Genomic DNA, 12,815 nt, shown 5'->3' with positions numbered 1-12,815 from the left:
GATGTATGAATAAAAATGGATTTATTTCATGCAAGCATTAGGTTCTTTCATGGAGGCGGGATGCTCGAACGTAGTCATCTGATGGTGATCAGAGAGGTCGAACGCCAAGGGTCGCTCACGGGCGCCGCCGACGTGCTGAATCTCACGCAGTCGGCGTTGAGCCACACCGTGAAGAAACTGGAGCAGCAACTGGGCACGCCTGTCTGGACGCGCGAAGGTCGCTCGATGCGGCTCACGCAGGCGGGCCAGTACCTGCTTGGACTCGCGAACCGGATGCTGCCTCAGTTCGAGCATGCGGAAGCGCGCATGAAGCAGTACGCGCAGGGCGAGCGCGGCACGCTGCGTATCGGCATGGAATGTCACCCGTGCTATCAGTGGCTGCTCAAGATCGTGTCGCCGTATCTCGCGCGCTGGCCTGATGTCGATGTCGACGTGAAGCAGCGGTTTCAGTTCGGCGGCATCGGCGCGCTGTTCGGCTATGAGATCGATGTGCTCGTCACGCCCGATCCGCTGAAAAAGCCGGGGCTGCAGTTTGAGCCGGTGTTCGATTACGAGCAGGTGCTCGTTGTCGCGGACGGCCATGCGCTCGCGACCGAGCCGTACGTGACGCCTGAGCATCTGGCTTCGGAAGTGCTGATCACCTATCCCGTCGAAACCGACCGGCTCGACATCTACACGCAATTTCTCACGCCCGCCAACGTCGTGCCGAGGCGTCACAAGGTGATAGAAACGACGGACATCATGCTGCAGATGGTCGCGAGTGGCCGGGGCGTCGCGGCGCTGCCGCGCTGGCTCGCGCAAGAGTACGCCGACCGTATGCCGATTACGCCGCTGCAGCTCGGCAAGAAGGGCATCGCGAAACAGATCTTTCTCGGCACGCGCGAATCCGATGATGCAGTCGACTATCTGACGGCATTCGTCGCGATGGCCCGCGAGACGGAGCGGGCAGAAGCGCGCGTGCGCGCGTAGCGCTGCCGGCGCGCGGCGGCTTCTATCCGCGCGCGTGCCGGGAGGACGACGCGAAACGATCGCGCAGCAGATGCCGCCGCAGCCCGATATGTCGATATCGCGCTGACGAAAGTGCTGGATGTGCGTATCGCAGCGTCGATGCGATGCGACGCAAGACGCTAATGCGTTTGCCGTGTATCGGCGAGAAAGCGGTGAATCTGCGCGACGACGGCCGCGCCTTCGCCCACGGCCGACGCGACACGCTTCGTCGACCCCGAGCGAACGTCGCCGATCGCGAAGACACCGTCGACGCTCGTCTGCAACGATTGCGATTGCAGGCCCGAGCCGGGAATGTCGGGGCCTGTCAGCACGAAGCCTTTGCTGTCGAGCGACACGCCGCAGGTCTTGAGCCAGCCCGTATTCGGCTCGGCGCCGATGAAGACGAACAGATGATGCGCGGTCATGCTGCCTTCGATGCCGCCCGCGCCGCGATAATGAACGCGTTCGAGCCGCGCATCGCCTTCGAGCGCCGTCAGTTCGATCCGCGTATGCAACGTGACGTTGGGCAGCGACGTGATCCGTTCGACCAGATAGTGCGACATGCTGTGCGCGAGACTCGCGCCGCGAATAAACATATGCACGTGCTCGGCGTGCGATGCGAGAAACACGGCCGCCTGCCCGGCGGAATTGCCGCCGCCGACCAGCAGCACGGGCTCCTTGCGGCACAGCCTGGCCTCGATGGGCGTCGCCCAGTAGTAGACGCCGCAACCTTCGAAGCGCGCCAGGCCTTCGACATCGGGACGCCGGTACTCGGCGCCGCTCGCGATCACGACGGTGCGCGCCGTGATGCGGCGCGTGTCCGCAAGCTCGATCGATGGCGGCTGGCTGTCGCAAAACAGTGCTTTGACCTCGCACGGAATGCCGATGTGCGCGCCGAACTTCTGCGCCTGGACGAACGCGCGTCCCGCGAGGGCCTGTCCTGTGATGCCCGTCGGAAAGCCCAGATAGTTCTCGATACGCGAGCTCGTGCCCGCCTGGCCGCCTGGGGCGCGGCAATCGAGCGCCGCAACCGACAGCCCTTCGGATGCGGCATACACGGCCGTCGCGAGACCCGCCGGTCCGGCGCCGACAATGGCCACATCGTAGACATGCGTCTGATCGAACTCGGGTATCAGTCCGAGACACGACGCGAGCTGGCCTTCGTCAGGGTTGCGCAACACCGTGCCGTTCGGACACACGACGAGAGGAAAGTCATCGGGCTGCGGCGTCAGACGTTCGAGCAGCGCGATCGCTTCGGCGTCCTGCTGCGCATCGAGCGTCAGACTCGGAAACACGTTGCGCCGCAGGAAGTTCTGCAACGCGAGCAGCCGCGCATTACCGGAAGGGCCGACGAGCACGACGCCGTGTCCGCGTTCGATCACGAGCACGCGCCGCAGAATCAGCGCGCGCATGATCTTCTCGCCGAGATCGGCTTCGCTGATCATCATCGCGCTGAGTTCGTCGGGTCTGAGCAAGATCGCTTCGACATCTTCGACTACATGCGCATCGACGACGGCGGGCTTGCTGGAGAGCTGCGTCACGTCCGACGTAAACTCGCCGCGCTTCGTGTATGTGTGGATCATCCGCTCATGCCCGAGGCCGTCGCGGCCGACGATGCGGACCTTCCCCGACAGCACGACGAACATGCCTAGGCAGAGATGTCCCGCGCGATAAAGCAACTCGCCTTTCGCGTAACGGCACAGATTGCCGAAGCGGCGCACGCGATCGATCTCGGCATCGGAGAGGACGGGAAACATCTGCTGGTAACGCGGATGATCGCGCACGCTCGGGTCTTCGAGCGTGCCGTCGTCCTCGATGGCGCGGCTCTCGTCCGCCGCATGTCGATGCTCGGGCGCTCCGCTTTCAGGCGTTGGTTCGTTGCTCATCGCGAGTTCTCCTCCAGCGGCTGACGGGTGCCGCCAGGCAGCCGGAGGCTCCGCAACGTCGAACAAAAGTGGAACGGCTGCGAAAGATTTTCGCTTGCCTGTCTCGACAGCAGGCCGTGCGCGCTGAACGGATTGCGTGCGGGGCCGCTCGTGCGATTGCATTGAACAGAGTAATCGAGTTGTCGTGAGCAGCCAAGGGGCGATGAAAAGCTTCACGCTCGATGCGCGATTCTCGGCGGGCCTATTCGTGTGAGCGGGTATACCCCATTGCGCTTTATTCCCGTTGCATTCGCTCGCGCGCGGATCGTCTAGCAGTCGATGGCGCCGGACACTGCACTGAGCCACACGTATCGCGTATTCGCCGCTCCGCGTCGACGTTCGCAGTCGAACGCGCGGCCGCTCCCGGTGCGTGAAGTCCCGCGCTTTTTCGTCGAATCACTTAGCGGGAGGACAGCATGAAACGTTCCGATACCTATGCTGCCGCGTTCGTACTCCGTGGACTTCTGGCCGCGACTTTTGGCGCGATGAGCTCAATGGCTTTGGCGGCCGCAAGCGAAGGGGCCGTGTCGAACATTGCGACGGAACCTGTCGCTCCCAACCTTGCCGCGCCCTGTGTCGCTGCAGCGTCGTCGGGCAACGGACCACTGACGTTGCTGGTCCAGTCGCCAACAGGCAGCGCCGTGCGGCTCACATACGCCGCCAATGACGGATGGAGCGCGAACCCGGCTACGACTGCTGCGGAACAGGTCTCCGAGCGTATCGGACCCGTCGACGTATCGCATTCGACTGAAGACCCCGGCTTCGCACAATCGCCCAGCAAGCCGCTGACGGTGTTCATCGACGGGCCGACCGGCTTCACTTACTTGTGGAGCCAGGAGCGCGGCTGGAAGTTCGTTGGTCGGCTGACGGAGCGGATTCAGTAGTGCCGGCGACGTCGATGGTCGCGAAACGTTCGCGCGCTGGCGGCTGCGTGCCTGGCCGAAGCGACCATGTGCACGGCCAAAGCGTCGGGCCGATCGAGGAGCGCGTTTGACGCGCTTGCGCGAACGGCCTTGCGGATCGGGCCTAAAATCACGAGCAGCGCCCGCTACTGTGGTTCGTTTCATTGGGCGGGCCTCTCGTGATCGCTCCCATCGACGGCAGACGGCCATGACCATTCGCGACGCGCGTTTCGTTCGCCAGACGTTGGCTGCACTTTGCGCGGCTTCGCTCGCGACGCTCGGCGCGTGCGGCGGCGGCAGCTTTTGCATCGGGTTCGATAGCTGTACGGCTTCGAGCGCACAAAGCGTCACGTTGTCCGGTACGGCCGCGACGGGCAGGGCGCTGGCCAGTGCAAACGTGAGCGCCAGTTGTGCGCAGGGTTCCGGCTCCACGCTCTCGGACGGCGGCGGACACTACAGCGTCACGTTCAATGCGACGCTGCCGTGCATCGTAACCGTGACCTCCGGCAGCACGACGCTGCATGCGCCCGTATTCGCCAGCGGCACCTTCAATACGACGCCCGAAACCGAGCTGATGCTGGTCTATCTTGCCGCTCAACTGGGTACGAGCGAGGCCAACCTGATCGCAGGCTTCCCAGGCAATGCGCAGTTCCAGAGGGTGCTGTCGAACCAGGACGATGTGCTGGCCGCGCAATCGGCGGCCGTGACGAACCTGCAACAGCACTACGCCGTCACGCTGACAGTGCCCGCGTTTCTCACGACGCCGTTTGTCGTCGGGCAAGCGGGCGTCGACGGCGATCTCGAAGCGCTCGCGAAAGCGGGAGCCATCGACGCGAACGGCATGCCCGATCCCGCCGCCGTCTCGTTGATGTCGACGGCGGGCCAGGCGCATCCGTTCGCGGGGACATCGACGTCTTCATCCGGCACGGGCGGCGCGATGTGATGCCGCGAATCACCGCTTGCCTTTCTTGACCGCTTCCGCACCGTCCACGCCACAAAAAAGCGGTCGCTCACATCCGGTTCGCGAAAGCTGCAAATTGTTCTACGCTATAGAAGCTATGCGCTGAACGTTTCAATCCGTACTCAACGCCGACGCTCGGGACGACGGCGGCGGTTCATTGATCTGCTCGCACCTTTCTTATGGAGGATGAAGATGGCGATTCGACTAGGAGAAGAAGCTCCCGATTTCACTGCGGAAACCACTGAAGGCACGATCCGTTTTCATGAATGGATTGGTGACGGCTGGGCGATCCTGTTCTCGCATCCGAAGGACTTCACGCCCGTCTGCACGACGGAGCTGGGCTATATGGCGGGGCTCAAGCCTGAATTCGAAAAGCGCAACACGAAGATCATCGGGCTCAGCGTCGATCCCGTCAGCGATCACACGAAGTGGGTCAAGGACATCGAAGAGACGCAAGGCCATGCGGTCAACTATCCGATGATCGGCGATGCGGATCTGCACGTCGCGAAGCTGTACGACATGATCCACCCGAACGCGAGCGGCGGTCCGCGCACGGCTGTCGACAACGCAACGGTACGTTCGGTGTTTCTGATCGGACCGGACAAGAAGGTCAAGGCGATGTTCGTCTATCCGATGAGCTCGGGCCGCAATTTCGACGAAGTGCTGCGTCTGCTCGATTCGCTGCAGCTCACGGCGAAGCATACCGTCGCAACGCCCGCGAACTGGAAGCCGGGCGACGATGTCATCATTCCGACTTCCGTTTCCGACGATGCCGCGAAAGAGAAGTATCCGCAGGGCTTCAAGACGCTGAAGCCTTATCTGCGCTACGTGCAGCAGCCGAAGTGAGAAGTTGATCGATACGCCGATGCGCGTGCGTTCGAAGCGCGTGCGCGCGTCGGCGTGATACCCGCCAGACAAAGACGATGACGGCAATGGCCGCATGAACGGGGCAAGCCGATGAAGCCAACGCCCCGCCGCTTCCTGATACAAGTCGAGAGAACATAAGCGTGCTGATCTTCAGACAGCTGTTCGACCAGCAATCGTCGACCTACACCTATCTGCTCGCCGATGGCGGCACGCGCGAGGCCGTGCTCGTCGATCCCGTCTTCGAACAGGCGCGGCGCGATGCAGCGCTGCTCGACGAACTCGGACTGCATCTGCTTTATACGATCGACACCCACGTTCACGCCGATCACGTGACGGGCGCGTGGATGCTCAAGCAGCGCACGGGCAGCCAGATCGCGATCTCGGCGGCAAGCGATGCGCAAGGCGCGGACCGCTATCTGAAGCACGGCGACACGATCGCATTCGGCGCGCGTCATCTGGAAGTGCGCGCCACGCCCGGCCACACGAGCGGGTGCATCAGCCTCGTGCTCGACGATCAGTCGATGGCCTTCACGGGCGACTGTCTGCTGATTCGCGGCACAGGGCGCACCGACTTCCAGCAGGGCAATCCGCATGCGCTCTTTCGTGCGGTCCATGAGCAGATTTTCTCGTTGCCCGAGACGTGTCTGCTCTATCCGGCGCACGACTATCGCGGCCTCACGGTGACGAGCGTCGCCGAAGAGCGGCGTTTCAATCCGCGCTTGGGCGGCGAGTTGTGCGAGGACGATTTTGCGGGCTATATGACGAACCTCGGACTTGCGCATCCACGGCAGATCGACGTCGCGGTGCCCGCGAACATGAAGTGCGGTGTCGCGCCAGGCGATCCGTCGAAAAAGCCCGAGCCCGATTGGGCGCCTTTGACGTACACGTTCGCCGGCATCTGGGAAATCCATCCGCAATGGCTCGAAGAACATCTGCAATCGGTGCAGATCATCGACGTGCGCGAGCGCGATGAATACGACGGACCGCTTGGCCGCATTCCCGAAGCGAAGCTGATCTCGCTCGGCGAACTGGCCGTGCGTGCGAAGGAAATCGGCAACGAGCGCCCCATCGTCACCGTCTGCCGCGCGGGCGGACGTTCTGCCCAGGCGACCGTGATACTGCGTCAGGCCGGATTCGAAGACGTCGCCAATCTCGCGGGCGGGATGCTGCGCTGGCGCGCCGAAGGGCGCGTCGTCGAGAACGGCGGCGTGTAGCACGCAGCGAATTCCGCTACTTGTATTTGTCACTTGCATTTGTCACATGACGCGTCGATCGAATCCTGTCCGTCCGGCAGGGTATGACGACCGTATTCGGCCCGTATACGGCCCGTAAGGTGCCGATCGTCATACCTATGTTTCTTTTGCCAATTCATCGCTGTTTTCGGACGTGGTGCCAGATCGACACATGCATGCCCCGCCTGTTGAGTTAAGGTCAGCCGAAAGCATCCGTTCGAGCAATCGTCTGGCGTTCATCGTCAACATCGGTCTGGAGGGTGTGCATGCGTATGATGTTTGTAATCGGGCATCTGGGTGATTACCACGTGCCACGATACGAAGCGCTGAAGAAACTCGTCGAACGGCGAGGCGACGAGATTTTCCTCGTCGAGATCTTTGGGCGCTCGGGCGTCTACGCTTTCCCTCAATTGACCCGCGACGCCTTCTTCGGCAAAGAGCCCGCGCGCGCCGTCACCCTCGAACCCGACGTCACCGATGCGGGCGGACGCTGGGCCAGCGTCGCGTACAAGCTCGCCGGCATCGCGAGAACGCTGCGGCCCGATGTCGTCGTCACGCTCGGCTATCACACGCCTTACTCGCTGTGGCTCTATCTGATCCGACGGACAGCGGGCACGTTCCGCATCATCTACATGTCGGACTCGAAGCTCGATGACGGCGTGAGGCACCGCTTCAAGGAACGCCTCAAGCGGGCGCTCGTGTGCCGCTTCGACGGCGCGCTCGTCGCGGGAGAAAGACATCGCGCTTATGCGCAGACGCTCGGCATTCCGCTCGAACGCTCGCGTGTGGGCTTCGATGTGATCGACGTCGAGCGCTTCGCGCGGCTCGCTGATAACGCGCGCGCTTCCGAATCCGAAACGCGCCGCCGTTACGCGCTGCCCAGGCGCTACGTGCTGTGCGTGAGCCGCTTCGTGCCGCGCAAGAACGTCGATGTCGTCGTCGATGCGTACGCGCGCACGGGACTCGCGGATAAAGGCATCTCGCTCGTGCTGGTCGGACATGGGCCCGATATGCGCGCGATCGAGGGACGCGTGTCGAGCATGCAGCTCGACGAGAACGTCCGTTTTCTCGATCCCGTTCCGAACGCGCAGATGCCTGCCGTGTATGCGTTGTGCGACTTCATGGTGCTCGGCAGCGAGTTCGATCAATGGGGGCTGTGCGTCAACGAGGCATTCGCCGCGTCGAAGACGGCGATCGTCACGCAGACATGCGGCGCAGCGGACGAACTCGTGAAAGACAGCGTGAACGGGTTCGTGGTCGAGCCGGGCAACGCCGATGCGCTCGCGGAGAAAATGCAGATGCTGGCGCTGAACGATGCGCTACGGGACGCGATGTCGAAGCGGGCGCGACAGTCCGTCGACAAATGGAGTCCTTCGCTGTTCGCCGCCAATCTGATGGAACTGGCCGACCGGCTTCTGTGTTCCGAGCGGCGCGTCCTTGTTTCCGCGAAGCGCTAGCCGCGCAGCCTGCGCCGCAAAGTCAGATCGTGCCGAACAACGCGCGAGGACGATCGCGCAGCGCTTGCGCGAGCGTTTGCAGCGCGCTCACCAGCTGCTCGCGCGACGACGCACACGCAAGGTTGATCCGCACGCCGTGCTCGACTTCGGCGCGGTCCACGGCAAACGCCGACGAAGGCATCACGACCACGCCGCGTGCTTTCGCATTGGCGGCGAAGTCGTCCGCGCGCCACGGCGGCGGGAGTCTCAGCCACACGAACATGCACGCGGGATCGGAGTCGAGCCATTCCTGCGGCAGAATCTGGCGCGCCAGATCGTGCCTCACGCGAATCTCGGCGAGCTGCGAGTCCATGATGCGTCGCGCGGTGCCATCTTCGATCCATATCGTCGCGATCAGCATCGACATCGGCGCGGGCATCCACGCGGTCGTGCGCACGGCTTCGGCCGCGAGCGCGGAACGCTCGGGCGGGCTCAGCAGATAACCGAGCCGCAGTCCCGGCGCGAGAATCTTCGAGGTCGCGGCGATATGGAACGTCAGCTCCGGGCACAGGCTCGCGAGCGTCGGCAGGCGCTGCGAAACGAGCGGACCGTAGACATCGTCCTCGATGATCGCGACGCCATGGCGGCGCGCGATATCGACGAGCGCGACGCGCCGTTCGAGGCTCATCGTCGTCACGGTCGGGTTCTGCAGATTCGGCACGGTGAAGATCGCCTTTACGGGCACGCGGCTGCAGATGCGCTCCACTTCATCGGTGATGAGCCCGTCGCGGTCGCTCGGCGCGCTGACGATTTCGAACTGGAACACGGGCGCGAGCGCTTTCAGGCCGTAGTAGGTGAGACGGTCGGCGATGATCACGCCGTCCGTGCCGATCAGGCTGTTGAGCACGGCATACAGACCGTGCTGCGCGCCGCTCGTCACGACCAGATGCTCCGGCGATGGCGTGAATCCGGGTGCGGCCGTCCACTTCGCGCCCGCGGCGCGCGCCCATGCGGGCCCCTGCGGCGGCTGATATTCCTGTAGCGACGCATAGCGCGGATCGCGCGGCAACTCGGCGAGCGTGGCAGCGAGACACGCGAGGAATTCACCCGTCGCGGGCCGGTTGACGGTCAGGTCGATTGCGCCGCCCGGTGTGGCATTGGGCGCCGCAGCCGTTTCGACGCGCGGCATCGCGCCGCCCGTCACGAGCGAGCCGCGCCGCTTGCTGCCGATCACGAGCCCACGCAACTGCAATTCCTTGTACGCGCGCGAAACCGTCGACACATTGATGCCGAGCTCCGTCGCCAGCTGACGTTGCGGCGGCAGGCGGCTGCCGGGCGGATAGACGCCGCCGCGAATCTCATCTTCGATCGACGCCGACACCTCGATGTAGGTCGCGCGTTTTGTCTGGACCTGGTCGCCGTTTGTCTGGTCGACTTCGGCCGTCGCACCGTTGCCGTTCGCTGCCTTGGGTTTGCTGGAAGCCATTGTCTTGCCCTGTCTCCATACAAAACAGGCTTTGTCTGCCCGTTTGTGCCAGTTCGCCGGATTTTATACCAGATATATACCTTCTTGCCTTCGTTTTCAGGCATGGCAAGGAACGCGCCCAACCGCGCCAGGGAAAGTCCTGGACCACACAATGAGGCTTTTAATTGCACACAAAAAAATGTTGTGTGATTCTTTGAGCCAGGTTGATCGGGTTTTGTGTGGTTTTGAATCGCTGAATCGGGCTGGAAGGAGATGACGCATGGCAGAGAGCAGGACAAACGGGCGCGCATCGCGCGGCACACAGGACAACGCGGCGCCGCGTCTCGGCGTCGCCTTGCGTCAGCGGCACGTCACGATGATTTCGCTCGGCGGCATCATCGGCGCGGGGCTGTTCGTGGGCAGCAGCGCGACGCTCAGCACGGTCGGGCCGGCAGCATGTCTGTCGTATCTGGTGGCGGGCATCGTCGTGCTGTTCGTGATGCGCATGCTCGGCGAAATGGCGCTGGCCGTGCCGGGCGTGGGCTCGTTCACCGAATACGCGCGCATCGGGCTCGGCGACTGGGCGGGCTTCACGAGCGGCTGGCTCTACTGGTACTTTTGGGTGATCGTCGTCGCGGTGGAAGCGGTCGCGGGCGCGGCGATCCTGCAGCGCTGGATTCCCGCGCCCGTGTGGATGATCGGGCTCGTGCTGCTGTCGGTGATGACGTTCGTCAACCTGATGTCGGTGAAGTCGTATGGCGAGTTCGAGTTCTGGTTCGCGTCGATCAAGGTCGCGGCCATCATCGTGTTCATCGCGATCGGCGCCGCGTGGGTCTTCGGTCTCGGCCATACGCACAGCGCGGTGCGCAATCTGACGGCAGCGCAGGGCTTTCTGCCGTTCGGCGCGATGTCGGTGTTCGCGGCCGTGCCGACCGTGATCTTCGCCGTCGGCGGCGCGGAAATCGCGACTATCGCCGCTGCCGAATCCGATAATCCCGCGAAGAGCGTTGCCGCGATGACGCGCTCGGTGATCCTGCGCGTGATCACGTTCTATGTCGGCTCGATGTTCCTGATCGCGTGCATCGTGCCGTGGACCAGCATCGTCACGGGCCATTCGCCATTCGTCGCCGCGCTCGAAACGATGCGCGTGCCGGGCTCGGCGGACATCATGAACGCAATCGTGCTGGTCGCCGTGCTGTCGGCGCTGAACTCGGGGCTGTACGTGTCGTCGCGGATTCTGTTCCGTCTCGCAGGTCGCGGCGATGCGCCGCGCGCGCTGTTGCGCCTCACGCCGTCGCGCGTGCCCCGTCTTGCCGTGTTGCTGAGCAGCGTGGTCGGCTATGTGGCAATCGTCGCGGCCATCGTGTCGCCGCAGGGCGTGTTCCTGTTTCTCGTGAACGCATCGGGTGCCGTGATGCTGTTCGTCTATCTCGCGACGGCGCTCGCGCAGATTCGCATCCGCCGGCGTCTCGAGCAAAAGGGCGAGAAGCCCGAGCTGCCTGTGTGGCTCTTTCCGTGGCTCTCGTATGCGGTCGTGGCGGCGATCGTCGGCGTGCTGATCGCGATGGGCACGGATGCGTCACTGCGTCCGCAATTGATGGCGAGCATTGCGAGTCTCGCGGTTGCATCGGCGGCGTGGCTGCTCGGCACGAAACGGCGCGCCGCGGACGAAGGCACGCGCACGGGTTATCTCGCAGCCGATGCACGCGCGATGCAGGGAGAACGTTGATGGCGGAAGTGGGCATTGTCGGCGCGGGTTTCATCGGGCTTGCGAGCGCCGGCTGGCTGATGCGCGACGGGCACCGCGTGACGCTGTTCGATCCGTCCGGCGTCGCGCAGGGCGCGTCGTACGGCAACGCGGGCACGTTCGCGCCGTATGGCTGCATACCCGTGAACAACCCGTCGGTGTTCCGCGATCTGCCGCGCTTCCTGCTGTCGAGCGAGAGCCCGTTCCGCTTGCGCTGGAGTTATCTGCCGCACGTGCTGCCGTGGCTCGTGCGCTTCATGATCAACTCGACGCAGCGCCGCTATGAAGCAAGCGCGAGCGCGCTCGCTGCGCTGCTTGCGCAGGCGCAGGCGGGCTACGCGCCGTTGCTCGAAGAGTGCGAGCTGGCGAAGTTCGTGCGGCCGCGCGAATGCCTGTATCTGTATTCGAGCGGCGCGTCGTTCGATGCGTCGCGCGCTTCGCTGAATCTGCGCGAGCGGCTAGGCGTTTCGTTCGACGTGTTGTCGGGCGAAGAGGTGCGCGAGCTGGAGCCTTCGCTCGCGCCGATCTTCGAACGCGGCGTGCTGTTTCGCGACAGCTGGCATTTATCCGATCCGCAGCGCTTTCTGCTGTCGCTCTACGATGTACTCGCCGCGCGCGGCCTCGAACTGGAACGCAAGAGCGTGAGCGCGCTGGCGCCCGCATCGGACGGCGTCACGCTGACGACGGACGACGGCACGCCGCGCCGCTTCGATCATGTCGTCGTCGCGACGGGCGCGCGCTCGGCGAAGTTCGCGGCGCAATGCGGCGACCGCGTGCCTCTCGATACCGAGCGCGGCTATCACGTGCGCTATCGCGGCGCGTCGCAACTGATTTCGCGGCCGGTCGGCTGGGCCGAGCGAGGCTTCTACATGACGCCGATGGACGAGGGCATTCGCGTCGCCGGCACGGTCGAGCTGGGCGGCTTCAGCGATGTGCGCAACCGTTCGCTGCTCGATCTGCTGACGTTTTCATCGAAGCGCGCGTTGCCCGCATTGCAGCAGCCCGACAGCGCGTGGCTCGGCTTCAGGCCCACGCTGCCCGACGGCGTGCCCGTGCTCGGCTGCGCAAGCGCAAGCGAGCGCGTGATCTACGCATTCGGTCATCAGCATCTCGGGCTGACATTGGCGGGCGTGAGCGGGCGTATCGTCGCGGATCTCGTCGCGCGGCGCGCGCCGCCGCTCGACCTGGCCCGCTACGCGGCAACCCGGTTCTGAATGGACACACACCGGACACACACTGGACACACCCGGACGACTTCGACGCGTCGCGCATCGGGTCAGTCGACAGGCAAAA

Annotated in this window: 10 protein-coding genes; 8 read left to right on the top strand and 2 right to left on the bottom strand. The window is 64.0% G+C overall.

Going from position 1 to position 12,815, the window contains the following annotated elements; all coding sequences use genetic code 11:
• Positions 1-15: 15 nt before the first annotated feature.
• Complete coding sequence (locus tag BMW76_RS27565; RefSeq protein ID WP_177200519.1) at positions 16-969, top strand: LysR family transcriptional regulator; 954 nt, start codon at positions 16-18, stop codon at positions 967-969.
• A 158-nt stretch (positions 970-1,127) separates the two neighbouring features.
• On the opposite strand, the gene BMW76_RS27560 is transcribed toward BMW76_RS27565, so the two are convergent.
• Positions 1,128-2,873 (bottom strand): FAD-dependent oxidoreductase, encoded by a 1,746-nt coding sequence (locus BMW76_RS27560; protein ID WP_090871012.1) that lies wholly within the window; start codon positions 2,871-2,873, stop codon positions 1,128-1,130.
• Between the two features lie 455 nt (positions 2,874-3,328).
• On the opposite strand from BMW76_RS27560, the gene BMW76_RS27555 reads away from it, so the two are divergent.
• The 5 genes from BMW76_RS27555 to BMW76_RS27535 all read left to right on the top strand — a co-directional run bounded on the left by BMW76_RS27555 (position 3,329) and on the right by BMW76_RS27535 (position 8,331).
• Positions 3,329-3,796, top strand: coding sequence for a hypothetical protein (locus tag BMW76_RS27555; protein WP_090871010.1), 468 nt, complete (start codon positions 3,329-3,331; stop codon positions 3,794-3,796).
• A gap of 226 nt (positions 3,797-4,022) precedes the next feature.
• Positions 4,023-4,757, top strand: coding sequence for a hypothetical protein (locus tag BMW76_RS27550; protein WP_090871008.1), 735 nt, complete (start codon positions 4,023-4,025; stop codon positions 4,755-4,757).
• 210 nt (positions 4,758-4,967) lie between these two features.
• Positions 4,968-5,621, top strand: coding sequence for a peroxiredoxin (locus BMW76_RS27545; RefSeq protein WP_090871006.1), 654 nt, complete (start codon positions 4,968-4,970; stop codon positions 5,619-5,621).
• A gap of 164 nt (positions 5,622-5,785) precedes the next feature.
• The gene (locus BMW76_RS27540; RefSeq protein ID WP_090871081.1) at positions 5,786-6,856 is read left to right on the top strand and encodes an MBL fold metallo-hydrolase; all 1,071 of its coding nucleotides are present in this window, start codon (positions 5,786-5,788) and stop codon (positions 6,854-6,856) included.
• Between the two features lie 284 nt (positions 6,857-7,140).
• Positions 7,141-8,331, top strand: coding sequence for a glycosyltransferase family 4 protein (locus tag BMW76_RS27535; RefSeq protein ID WP_090871004.1), 1,191 nt, complete (start codon positions 7,141-7,143; stop codon positions 8,329-8,331).
• Positions 8,332-8,353: 22 nt separating this feature from the next.
• On the opposite strand, the gene BMW76_RS27530 is transcribed toward BMW76_RS27535, so the two are convergent.
• Complete coding sequence (locus tag BMW76_RS27530; protein WP_090871002.1) at positions 8,354-9,796, bottom strand: aminotransferase-like domain-containing protein; 1,443 nt, start codon at positions 9,794-9,796, stop codon at positions 8,354-8,356.
• Positions 9,797-10,055: 259 nt separating this feature from the next.
• Between BMW76_RS27530 and BMW76_RS27525 the strand changes: the two genes are divergently transcribed.
• Complete coding sequence (locus BMW76_RS27525) at positions 10,056-11,504, top strand: amino acid permease (RefSeq protein ID WP_090871001.1); 1,449 nt, start codon at positions 10,056-10,058, stop codon at positions 11,502-11,504.
• A complete protein-coding gene (locus BMW76_RS27520) occupies positions 11,504-12,736 on the top strand; it encodes an NAD(P)/FAD-dependent oxidoreductase (RefSeq protein WP_090870999.1) in 1,233 nt (410 codons plus the stop codon). The genes BMW76_RS27525 and BMW76_RS27520 overlap by 1 nt, the downstream gene beginning before the upstream one ends.
• The last annotated feature ends 79 nt before the right edge of the window (positions 12,737-12,815 follow it).

It is taken from the genome of Paraburkholderia diazotrophica (assembly GCF_900108945.1).
Classification (GTDB): domain Bacteria; phylum Pseudomonadota; class Gammaproteobacteria; order Burkholderiales; family Burkholderiaceae; genus Paraburkholderia; species Paraburkholderia diazotrophica.
Note: the sequence above shows the minus strand (reverse complement) of the source record. Positions and strands in the feature narration are given on the sequence as shown.

Excerpts from the sequence above, each read along its gene's own strand:
- BMW76_RS27565 (WP_177200519.1), top strand. The coding sequence starts at position 16 with ATGGATTTATTTCATGCAAGCATTAGGTTCTTTCATGGAGGCGGGATG.
- BMW76_RS27560 (WP_090871012.1), bottom strand. The coding sequence starts at position 2,873 with ATGAGCAACGAACCAACGCCTGAAAGCGGAGCGCCCGAGCATCGACAT.
- BMW76_RS27555 (WP_090871010.1), top strand. The coding sequence starts at position 3,329 with ATGAAACGTTCCGATACCTATGCTGCCGCGTTCGTACTCCGTGGACTT.
- BMW76_RS27550 (WP_090871008.1), top strand. The coding sequence starts at position 4,023 with ATGACCATTCGCGACGCGCGTTTCGTTCGCCAGACGTTGGCTGCACTT.
- BMW76_RS27545 (WP_090871006.1), top strand. The coding sequence starts at position 4,968 with ATGGCGATTCGACTAGGAGAAGAAGCTCCCGATTTCACTGCGGAAACC.
- BMW76_RS27535 (WP_090871004.1), top strand. The coding sequence starts at position 7,141 with ATGCGTATGATGTTTGTAATCGGGCATCTGGGTGATTACCACGTGCCA.
- BMW76_RS27530 (WP_090871002.1), bottom strand. The coding sequence starts at position 9,796 with ATGGCTTCCAGCAAACCCAAGGCAGCGAACGGCAACGGTGCGACGGCC.
- BMW76_RS27525 (WP_090871001.1), top strand. The coding sequence starts at position 10,056 with ATGGCAGAGAGCAGGACAAACGGGCGCGCATCGCGCGGCACACAGGAC.
- BMW76_RS27520 (WP_090870999.1), top strand. The coding sequence starts at position 11,504 with ATGGCGGAAGTGGGCATTGTCGGCGCGGGTTTCATCGGGCTTGCGAGC.